The sequence below is a fragment of the Tritonibacter sp. SIMBA_163 genome, assembly GCF_046535935.1.
Lineage (GTDB): Bacteria > Pseudomonadota > Alphaproteobacteria > Rhodobacterales > Rhodobacteraceae > Epibacterium > Epibacterium scottomollicae.
Window position 1 is genome coordinate 1 of sequence record NZ_JAWJBP010000157.1, and the last position, 390, is coordinate 390.

Here is a 390-nt window from a genome sequence, read left to right on the forward strand (position 1 = left end):
GATCACCGGTAACGTCACCTTCATGAAAGTCGTGACCGGCGGCGCGCCGAGGTCCATGGCCGCTTCCTCCAGCGAGCGGTCGAAGCTCACCAGACGCGACTGCACGACGACTGCCACGAAACACATGGCAAAAGTGATATGGGCCAGGACAATCGTCCAGAAGCCGCGGTCGAAATTCATCGCCACGAACAACAGCAGTAGCGAAAGGCCGGTGATGACGTCCGGCATGACAAGCGGCGCATAGACCATGCCCGAAAACAGGATACGTCCGCGAAAACGCGTATAGCGCGTCAGCGCCAGCGCGGCGAGCGTGCCAAGCACGGTTGCGACGGTCGCTGAAAGAAACGCGATGCGCAACGTTATCCATGCTGCCGCCATCAGCGATTCATT

Annotated in this window: 1 protein-coding gene; it reads right to left on the minus strand. The window is 59.7% G+C overall.

Going from position 1 to position 390, the window contains the following annotated elements:
- The coding region (locus R0J92_RS21885; RefSeq protein ID WP_411053193.1) for an ABC transporter permease at positions 1–390 on the minus strand (390 nt) is incomplete at both ends.